This is a genomic window from Citricoccus alkalitolerans (assembly GCF_039528175.1).
GTDB lineage: Bacteria > Actinomycetota > Actinomycetes > Actinomycetales > Micrococcaceae > Citricoccus > Citricoccus alkalitolerans.
The window spans coordinates 570,972-579,248 of the sequence record NZ_BAAALH010000002.1 but is presented as its reverse complement, the minus strand read 5'-3'; the positions used below and the strand labels follow the sequence as shown (position 1 = coordinate 579,248).

Here is an 8,277-nt window from a genome sequence, read left to right as displayed (position 1 = left end):
CCTCTCCGGCCCGGCGGCCGCCGTCGGGCAGCTCTCGGAGGGCAGGAGCGTCCTGCACTCGCGCCGGATCGGCGGCCTGTCCTCCGTCACCCTGGCCGGGCAGCCCGACGCCGGCCTGGCCGACGCCGCGGCCGAACAACACCTGGAGATCGGACCGGTCGGACTCCAGGACCTGGTGGCCGCGATCGGCTCGCGGCCCACCGACACCGTGGACGAAACCGCCGCCGGAACCCCGAAGGAGTCACGATGAGCACCGCAACCCTGACCCAGGCCGGGCCTTCCCCGGCCGCCACTGCCCACCGCGGGATGAATCCCGTCCTGCGGATCGTCCGACTGCACTTCGTGGACCGCCTGCAGATGGTCTGGGTGCCGATCATCATGCTGGCCTCCGTGGCCGCCGTGTGCGTCGTCATCTTCCTGCTGCTGGTGGCCCTGACACCGGCCACGGCCGAAGAGATCGCCGAAGGCTTCCGCTACAACCAGGCGGCGCTGTGGTCCTGGCCGGGCTTCATCGTGACGATCGGTGTCTACGCCTACGCCCGGACCATGCCCTTCGCCATCGGCATGATGGGATCCACCCGCCGGCACTACTGGGCCGGGACCGCCCTGTGGATCGTGGTGCAGTCCACCTACCTGTCCGCCCTGATGGGGGTCTTCCTGCTGCTGGAGCAGGCCACCGGCCACTGGTTCACCGGAGCGCGCATGTTCGATGTCTACGCACTTGGTGACGGCGACCTGGGGGCGACCCTGCTCATCAGCTTCGCGATCACCTTGGCGTGCCTCTCGGTCGGGGCCGGACTGGCAGCGGTCTACCTGCGATGGAGCCAGTACGGCGTGATGGCCGGGATCGCCGGGCTGCTGGTGGTCATCCTCGGGGCGCTGGCCCTGGTGCTCGGCACCGGGATGGACTTCATGACGTTCTTCTCGACGAACCTCATCGCCAAGATCTCCGGCCTGCTGTTCGTGATCGCCGTCCTCGCCAACGGGGTGTCCTGGCTGGTCATGCGGAAGGTGCCTGTGGGGCGTTAGGCCAGCGTCATGCCCGGGCGAACGTCAACCGCGCCACCATTCGTCCAGGATGGTCACCGGCGTGGTGCGCTTGTGCCGGGAGCGCAGGTAGATCGATTCCAGCTTCTGGGCGGCCTCGTCCGGGATGGTCCGGCCCTCGAGGTAGTCGTCGATCGTGTCATAGTCCAGGCCGAGTTCGGCCTCGTCAGTCTGGCCCGGCTTACCGTCCAGCAGGTCCGCAGTGGGCACCTTGGCCCACAGCCGCTCGGCTGCTCCGAGGTGCTGGAGCAGCGCACGGTTCTGGCGCTTGTGCAAGCCGAACAGGGGCAGCACGTCCACGCCGCCGTCGCCGTACTTGGTGAAGAAACCGGTCACGGACTCGGCGGCCTGGTCCGTGCCGATCACCAGGAGGCCACGCCCCCCGGCGATCGCATACTGGGCGACCATGCGCACGCGCGCCTTGACATTGCCCTTGTTGAAGTCGGAGATCGGTTCACCGATGGCGGAGGCGAACTCGGACTCGAACCCGTCCACGGCGGCGGCTATGTCATAGGTGACCTCACGGTCGGCGCCGATGAAGTCCAGGGCGGCCTGGGCGTCGTCCTCGTCATGCTGCACGTTGTAGGGCAGGCGGACCGCGACGAACTCGGCCTGTCCGCCCTCGGCCCTCAGCCCCTCGACGGCCAGCTGCGCCAAACGGCCCGCCAGGGTGGAGTCCAGGCCTCCGGAGATGCCGAGGACGAATCCCTGCGCTCCGGTGGTCCGAAGATAGTCCTGAAGGAAGGCCACGCGTCTGGCCGCCTCGACGGCCGGATCGATCTCGGGACTGACACCCATCTCGGCGATGATCTCTCGCTGCAGTTCACGCATGAGCCCAGCCTAGGGGCCTGGATGTTTCAGGCATGTTCCCAGCCGAGGTTCCTGGCCATGGTCTTCAGCGCCTGGACCACCATCTGGTACTCGCTGTCATTGAACCCCTCGGTGATCTCGGCCCGCAGCTCCTCGACCACGGCGGCCACGCGCTCGCCGGACGTGCGGCCCGTGCTGGTCAGCGTGTACATCCCGCCCTCGGCCACCAGCCAGCCGGACTCGACGAGCTCGTCCAGGTGCTCTTCCACCGTTCGCGGCCCCTCCTCGGTGGTGGCCGCGGCGGGCGCCAGCGACTGCCTGAGTTCCTCGGTGGTCTGAGGCCGGGCCGTCAGGGTGTTCATCAGGTGCCACTGGGCGCGTGTGAGTCCGTGTTCGGCGAGGGACTCGTTGACGCGCGTGGTCAGCAGGGTGTCCACCAGGTTGATCCAGTAGCTGAGCATCTGTTCGGTGGGGTTGCCCGACGGGGCGTCCCGGTCAATGGGGTCACTCATGGCACCACCCTAGGAGTGGGCTGCCGGAGAATCCAGAGCCGGGGGAATCTAGGATGGAGTCCATGACGACTCAGACTCAGGACCGTGCCCGACTGCTGGAACTCATCAAGGAACTGGCCGTGGTGCGCGGAAGGGTCACCCTCTCCTCCGGCAAGGAGGCCGACTACTACATCGACCTGCGCCGCATCACCCTCCACCACGAGGCCGCTCCCCTGGTGGGCCGGGTCATGCTGGACCTGCTGGACGAGGCTGGAGTCGAGGCCCAGGCCGTCGGCGGACTGACCATGGGCGCGGACCCGGTCGGCACCGCCATGCTGCACGAGGCCGGCCGTCAGGGCCGGCCCCTGGATGCCTTCGTGGTCCGCAAGGCGCAGAAGTCCTACGGCATGGGCCGTCAGGTGGAGGGGCCGTCCGTGGAAGGGCGCCCCGTCGTCGTCCTCGAGGACACTTCCACCACCGGTGGTTCGGCGCTGACCGCCGTCGAGGGAGTCCGCCAGGCCGGCGGCCTGGTTCAGGCCGTGGCCGTGATCGTGGACCGGGACACGGGTTCCGCCGAACGCATCGAGGAGGAGGCCGGGGTGAAGTACCTGTATGCCTACGGCAAGGACGAGCTCGGCCTCGACTGAGCGGTTCGGAGACCCGTGGGCTACAACCAGTCGTTGCGCTTGAACAGGATGAACAACGTCAGGGCCACCGCCAGCATCAGCCCGAGGGCGAACGGGTAGCCCCACACCCAGTGCAGTTCGGGCATGAGGTCGAAGTTCATGCCGTAGACCGAGCCCACCAGCTGGGGCGCGAAGATGATGGCCGCCCAGGATGAGATGCGCTTGACCTGCTCGTTCTGCGCCACGGAGACCTCGGCGAGCTTCTTCGAGGTCAAGGTGGAGTCCAGTTCCAGGGTATGTTCGAGCATCGTGCGCATGGAGGCGACCCGGTCGTTGATCAATACAGTGTGATCGTGCACGTCGCGCAGTTTGCGGACCACCTCGAGCTTGCCCGGATCAGCATCCTGCTCCTTGCTGAGGGCATCGATCATGGTCTCCAGCATGTGTGGCAGGGACCGGATGGCCCGTTGGAAGCCCACCACCTCGCGGGAGAGCTCGTAGATGCGGCGGGTCACGTTGCCGTCCCCGGCGAAGATCTCGTCCTCGATTTCGGCGATGTCGTTCTCCAGGCCCTCGGCCACGGGGAAGTAGTCGTCCACCACGGAGTCGAGGATCCCATGCACCACGGCGGAGGTGCCGGCGGAGAGCAGTTCCGGCTGTTGCTCCTCCAGGTGGCGACGGACCCGGGAGAGGTCCGGGACCTCGGAATGGCGGACCGTGACCACGAAGTCGCGGCCGACGAACACGTTGAGCTCGCCGAACTCCACCGTCTCCGTCTCGTCCAGGTACCGGGCCGGGATCAATACGAAGAAGCGGTCGTCGCCATAGTGTTCGAGCTTGGCCCGCTGCCCGCCCACCAGGGCGTCCTCCACGGCCAGCTCGTGCAGATTGAGCTCGTGCGCCACCTCCTGCAATTCCGCCTCATCCGGCCGGTACAGCCCCACCCACGCCATCCCGCCGAGCCGTTTGCACTGCTCGAAGGTCTCCTGCAGTGAGGTGGGCGCCAGAATGCGCTGGCCGTCCTTGTAGATGGCGTTGTCGACGATGGTCACGGGTCCATTGTGCGCCGGAGACAGCGGCTACCGTGGTGCCCATGAGCGAAACCGGTGTGTTCAAGCCCGCAGAGTCCGTCGTGACCGCCCCCCTGGCCGCCCTCGGGCTCGTCGGCGGCTACCTCACCGCCCGCGAGACCGGCGTCCGCGCCCTCGGCGGTGTGGTCCTGGCCGCGGCCGGTGCCTACGCGGGCCGCACGTGGGCCGCCAAGGGTGGCGCCGCCACCACCGTCACGCTGTCGGTGTTGTACATCGGCGGCTTCGGCGCCTCCCACCCGCTGGCCAAGAGGATCGGTCCGTGGCCGGCCGTCCTGACCGTGGCAGGGGCCTCGGCGCTCGCCTCCTGGGCGCTCGTCGACCGCGTCAAGTGACGCCCGACGCCGGCCCGGTAGCCTCGGGCGACTCCCTCGCCCCTGCTCGGGGGGCACCCGAGCCCGACGTGCTGGTGGAGCCGGGCGCCGACGTCGTGAGCACCGGGGAGGCCAAGCGCGAGGTGGGCGTGGGCCCCTGGGAGGGTGATTGGCCCGCGGGGGAGCAGTGGGACCCCGAACTCCTGCGCGAGGGCGACCGGCGCAATGTGGCGGACCACTACCGGTACTGGACGCTCGAGGCGATTGTGGCAGACCTGGACTCCAGGCGGCACCCATTCCACGTGGCGATCGAGAACTGGCAGCATGATCTGAACATCGGGACCGTGGTGCGCACCGCCAATGCCTTCAATGCGGCCGGCGTGCACATCATCGGCCGGCGCCGCTGGAACCGCCGCGGGGCCATGGTCACGGACCGCTATCTGCACGTGCACCACCACCCCTCTGTCGAGGACTTCACGGCATGGGCGGCGGCCGAGGGGCTGGCCGTGATCGGCATCGACATCTTCCCGGACTCCGTGCCGTTGGAAACGTATGACCTGCCCGAACGGTGCGTGCTGGTGTTCGGCCAGGAGGGCCCCGGGCTGTCCGAGGAGGTGCACGCTGCGGCCGAGGCCACGCTGTCCATCGCGCAGTACGGATCCACCCGGTCGATCAACGCCGGGGTGGCTGCCGGAATCGCCATGCATGCCTGGATCCGGCAACACGGCGCCAGTCAGCACCCCTGGCGGGGTGGGGCAGCCGGCGGATCCAGCGGCCTCGGTTGACTAGGATGGGACGTGGACAGGGTCACCCGATACCTATCGATGTCAAGGAGCCGCAATGCCCATCGCCTCACCGGACAAGTACGCCGAAATGATCGACTCCGCCAAGAACGGCGGTTATGCCTACCCGGCCATCAACGTCACCAGCTCCCAGACGCTGAACGCCGCCATCCGAGGCTTCGCCGAGGCCGGTTCGGACGGCATCATCCAGGCCTCCACGGGCGGCGCGGCCTACTTCTCCGGTTCCTCCGTCAAGGACATGGTCACCGGTTCACTGGCCATGGTGGCCTTCGCGCGCGAGGTGGCCAAACAGTACGACGTCAACATCGCCCTGCACACGGACCACTGCCCGAAGGACAAGCTGGACGGCTTCGTCATGCCGCTGCTGGATGCCTCCGAGGCCGAGGTCAAGGCCGGCCGTGACCCGTTCTTCAACTCGCACATGTGGGATGGCTCGGCCGAGACCCTCGAGGAGAACCTGCGCATCGGCCGCGAGTTACTGGCCCGCACCCGCGCCAACCGGCAGATCCTCGAAGTGGAGATCGGCGTGGTCGGCGGCGAGGAGGACGGCGTGGCGCACGAGATCAATGACAAGCTCTACACCTCCGTGGCGGACGGCCTGGCCACCATCGAGGCCCTCGGCGCCGGGGAGAACGGCCGTTACATCACGGCCCTGACCTTCGGCAACGTCCACGGCGTTTACAAGCCCGGCAACGTCAGGCTGCGCCCGGAGATCCTGGACGAGATCCAGCGCGAGGTCGGCGCCAGTATCGGCCAGAGCCGCCCCTTCGATCTGGTCTTCCATGGCGGTTCCGGCTCGTCAGCCCAGGAGATCTCGGACGCGGTGTCCTACGGCGTCATCAAGATGAATGTGGACACGGACACCCAGTACGCCTTCACCCGCCCCGTGGTGACGCACATGTTCCAGAACTACGATGGCGTCCTGAAGGTCGACGGCGAGGTCGGCAACAAGAAGTTCTACGACCCGCGCACCTGGGGTGCCAAAGCCGAGGAGGCCATGGCCACCCGCGTGGGGCAGGCCTGCCAGGAACTCGGCTCCGCCGGTCAGTCCATCGGTTAACCCATCACGACGCCGGCCGGGCTCATTCCGCAGTGGGGGCACCGGCCGCCGTCCTCGAGAAGGAGAAGCCCATGCCCTGGTTCGCATGGATCGCCATCATCGCCATCCTCGTCTGGGGCGGCATCATGGTCTTCAGCATGGTGACCGGCAAGGCCATTCCGGGCTCGGATGGTGAGTCGACCGACCCGGAGGAACTCGAGCGCCTCAAGAAGCGCATCGAGGCGTTGGAGTCGGGGCAGGTCAAGCCCGAGGTGGAGCGCCGCATCGACCGTCTCGAGGCCCGCGTGGAGAAGCGTGAGCTGCGGGACAGCGAACATGAGGCCTGGGAGCGCAAGGCCCGAGAGATGGGCCTCGGAGACGACTGAGGTGGCTCGGTCAGCGCAGGGTGCGCCGCACCGCGTTGCTGATCAGGTCCACCAGGGCTGAGAGCACCACCAGGGCCAGAATGGTCCCGGTCATGCCGCCGTAGTCGAAGGTGACCCGCTGGTCCTCCAGCAGCCGGCCCAGGCCGCCGGCCCCCACCACGCCGACCACGACCGTCTCCCGCAGGGCCACCTCCCAGCGGTACAACCCGTAGGACAGGAACCTGCCTCCTGCCTGCGGGAGGGTCCCGTAGGCGAAAGCGCTGAACGGCGGGGCACCGGCGGCGATGAGGTGGTCGTGGGAGCGCCGGTCGAGGTTCTCCACCACCTCGGCGCAGAGCCGCCCCAGGATCCCGAAGTTGTAGGCGGCCAACGCCAGCGCCCCGGGCAGTGGCCCGGGCAGGAACAGGAACAGGGCCAGCAGGGCCCAGACCGGCGGCGGCAGAGACCGCGTGAACAACAGCAGCCAACGGGCCGCTGTCCCGGCTATCCGTCGAACGGGGCTGGCACCGGTGCCCCGGCCACGGGCCGCCACGAAGGCCGCTCCCACGGCCGCGACGCCGGCGATCGACCCGGCCACGAGGGACATCTGCAGCGTCTCGAGTGAGTCCTCGAGCAACCGGGACCACCCGCCGTCGGGCAGGGCCGGCGGCAGCAGGTCATCCACCAGGCCGACGAACAGGCCGGCGGTCCGATCGGAGAACAGCCGGGACAGGTCCGGCCCCAAGTGCGCAAGCGCGGCGATCGCGAGGGCCGCCGTGATCAGCACCGTCCCCCCGGTGCGCCAACGCCGCCCGCCGGCACGCCGGAGGCCGGAACCCCACCGGTCCACCACGGCCCCCAACAGCACCATGGTGAAGATCAGCGTCCAGACCTCACCGTGACGAGACCCGGAGAAGCTCAGGACCAGTTCGAAGCCGAGGCCGCCGGCACCCACCATGCCGAGGATCACGGCTGAGCGGACGGCGCACTCGAACCGGTAGAAGGCATACGAGGACAGGTCCGGAAGGGCGATCGGCGCCACGGCGTAGAGCAGCGCGGGCCCGCGGCGGGCGCCGGACGCCCGCAGCGCCTCGAAGGGGCCGCTGGCGGACTCGTCGATGATCTCGGCGTAGACCTTGGCCGTGATGGCCCCGAAGGGGATCGCGATCGCCAGCACCCCCACCAGCGGGTCCCGGCCGAGCACGCTGAGCAGCAGCAGGGCCCAGACGGCCTCGTGGATGCCCCGCGGCAGCGCCAGGCTGAGCCGGGCGACCAGCCAACCGGCCTGGCGGGCTGTGCGGCTGGCCAGTGACCGACCACGGGACGGAGATCCGGCCGCCCACCAGGTCTCCGAGATGAGCACCCCGACCACCAGGCCCCCGGCCACGGCCAGAATCGTCCCCAGGACTGCGAAGGAGAGCGTGGTCAGGGTGGCCTCGGCGATGCGGGCCAGGAAGTCCGCCGACAGGTCCGGCGTGAGGGTTGCGGCGAAGAACTCGACGAACATCGGCCAGCCCCTGGTGTTGACCAGGGGGCCGTCCTCGGCCAGCCAGCTGCTCACGGACCACACGAGGACGAGCGCCCACGCGGCCGCCCAGATCCGTCCACCGCCGCGTAGTGGCCACCGGGATCGCCGGGCGGGCCGGTCGGATCGCTGACCTGACTGCTGGCCAGGTTGCAGACCGGACTGCCAG

General features: G+C 68.8%; 10 protein-coding genes and 1 pseudogene. 7 read left to right on the top strand and 4 right to left on the bottom strand.

Annotation, left to right across the window (positions count from 1 at the left end; translation table 11 throughout):
- Together ABD134_RS08525 and ABD134_RS08520 are read left to right on the top strand one after the other, a co-directional pair.
- A pseudogene (locus ABD134_RS08525) lies at positions 1 to 250 on the top strand (hypothetical protein); the annotation flags it as partial.
- Positions 247 to 1,029: a hypothetical protein gene (locus ABD134_RS08520; protein WP_344228626.1), complete on the top strand. Its 783-nt coding sequence runs from the start codon at positions 247 to 249 to the stop codon at positions 1,027 to 1,029. The pseudogene ABD134_RS08525 and the gene ABD134_RS08520, both read left to right, overlap by 4 nt.
- 24 nt (positions 1,030 to 1,053) lie before the next feature.
- Here ABD134_RS08520 and nadE read toward each other — a convergent pair whose 3' ends face one another.
- Complete coding sequence (gene nadE / locus ABD134_RS08515) at positions 1,054 to 1,878, bottom strand: ammonia-dependent NAD(+) synthetase (RefSeq protein ID WP_344228624.1); 825 nt, start codon at positions 1,876 to 1,878, stop codon at positions 1,054 to 1,056.
- Positions 1,879 to 1,904: 26 nt separating this feature from the next.
- On the bottom strand, positions 1,905 to 2,369 hold the full coding sequence (locus tag ABD134_RS08510) for a MarR family winged helix-turn-helix transcriptional regulator (protein ID WP_344228622.1): 465 nt from the start codon (positions 2,367 to 2,369) through the stop codon (positions 1,905 to 1,907).
- Between the two features lie 53 nt (positions 2,370 to 2,422).
- Here ABD134_RS08510 and pyrE point away from each other — a divergent pair, with 53 nt between their 5' ends.
- The gene (gene pyrE / locus ABD134_RS08505; RefSeq protein ID WP_378108248.1) at positions 2,423 to 2,995 is read left to right on the top strand and encodes an orotate phosphoribosyltransferase; all 573 of its coding nucleotides are present in this window, start codon (positions 2,423 to 2,425) and stop codon (positions 2,993 to 2,995) included.
- Between the two features lie 20 nt (positions 2,996 to 3,015).
- Here the strand turns inward: pyrE and ABD134_RS08500 are convergent, their stop codons facing one another.
- Positions 3,016 to 4,026, bottom strand: coding sequence for a magnesium and cobalt transport protein CorA (locus ABD134_RS08500; protein ID WP_344228618.1), 1,011 nt, complete (start codon positions 4,024 to 4,026; stop codon positions 3,016 to 3,018).
- 41 nt (positions 4,027 to 4,067) lie between these two features.
- Here ABD134_RS08500 and ABD134_RS08495 point away from each other — a divergent pair, with 41 nt between their 5' ends.
- From ABD134_RS08495 to ABD134_RS08480, 4 genes are all read left to right on the top strand, one after another.
- A complete protein-coding gene (locus tag ABD134_RS08495; RefSeq protein WP_344228616.1) occupies positions 4,068 to 4,397 on the top strand; it encodes a hypothetical protein in 330 nt (109 codons plus the stop codon).
- A gap of 68 nt (positions 4,398 to 4,465) precedes the next feature.
- On the top strand, positions 4,466 to 5,161 hold the full coding sequence (locus ABD134_RS08490) for a TrmH family RNA methyltransferase (RefSeq protein ID WP_344230798.1): 696 nt from the start codon (positions 4,466 to 4,468) through the stop codon (positions 5,159 to 5,161).
- 55 nt (positions 5,162 to 5,216) lie between these two features.
- Positions 5,217 to 6,239: a class II fructose-bisphosphate aldolase gene (fbaA, locus tag ABD134_RS08485; RefSeq protein WP_344228614.1), complete on the top strand. Its 1,023-nt coding sequence runs from the start codon at positions 5,217 to 5,219 to the stop codon at positions 6,237 to 6,239.
- Between the two features lie 71 nt (positions 6,240 to 6,310).
- Positions 6,311 to 6,604 (top strand): hypothetical protein, encoded by a 294-nt coding sequence (locus tag ABD134_RS08480; RefSeq protein ID WP_344228612.1) that lies wholly within the window; start codon positions 6,311 to 6,313, stop codon positions 6,602 to 6,604.
- A gap of 10 nt (positions 6,605 to 6,614) precedes the next feature.
- Here ABD134_RS08480 and ABD134_RS08475 read toward each other — a convergent pair whose 3' ends face one another.
- Positions 6,615 to 8,144, bottom strand: coding sequence for a PhnE/PtxC family ABC transporter permease (locus ABD134_RS08475; RefSeq protein WP_344228610.1), 1,530 nt, complete (start codon positions 8,142 to 8,144; stop codon positions 6,615 to 6,617).
- Positions 8,145 to 8,277: the final 133 nt, after the last annotated feature.

What these genes read in the sequence shown, in the direction of transcription:
- ABD134_RS08495 (WP_344228616.1), top strand. Translation starts at nt 4,068, where the DNA reads ATGAGCGAAACCGGTGTGTTCAAGCCCGCAGAGTCCGTCGTGACCGCC.
- ABD134_RS08480 (WP_344228612.1), top strand. Translation starts at nt 6,311, where the DNA reads ATGCCCTGGTTCGCATGGATCGCCATCATCGCCATCCTCGTCTGGGGC.
- pyrE (WP_378108248.1), top strand. Translation starts at nt 2,423, where the DNA reads ATGGAGTCCATGACGACTCAGACTCAGGACCGTGCCCGACTGCTGGAA.
- ABD134_RS08510 (WP_344228622.1), bottom strand. Translation starts at nt 2,369, where the DNA reads ATGAGTGACCCCATTGACCGGGACGCCCCGTCGGGCAACCCCACCGAA.
- ABD134_RS08520 (WP_344228626.1), top strand. Translation starts at nt 247, where the DNA reads ATGAGCACCGCAACCCTGACCCAGGCCGGGCCTTCCCCGGCCGCCACT.
- fbaA (WP_344228614.1), top strand. Translation starts at nt 5,217, where the DNA reads ATGCCCATCGCCTCACCGGACAAGTACGCCGAAATGATCGACTCCGCC.
- nadE (WP_344228624.1), bottom strand. Translation starts at nt 1,878, where the DNA reads ATGCGTGAACTGCAGCGAGAGATCATCGCCGAGATGGGTGTCAGTCCC.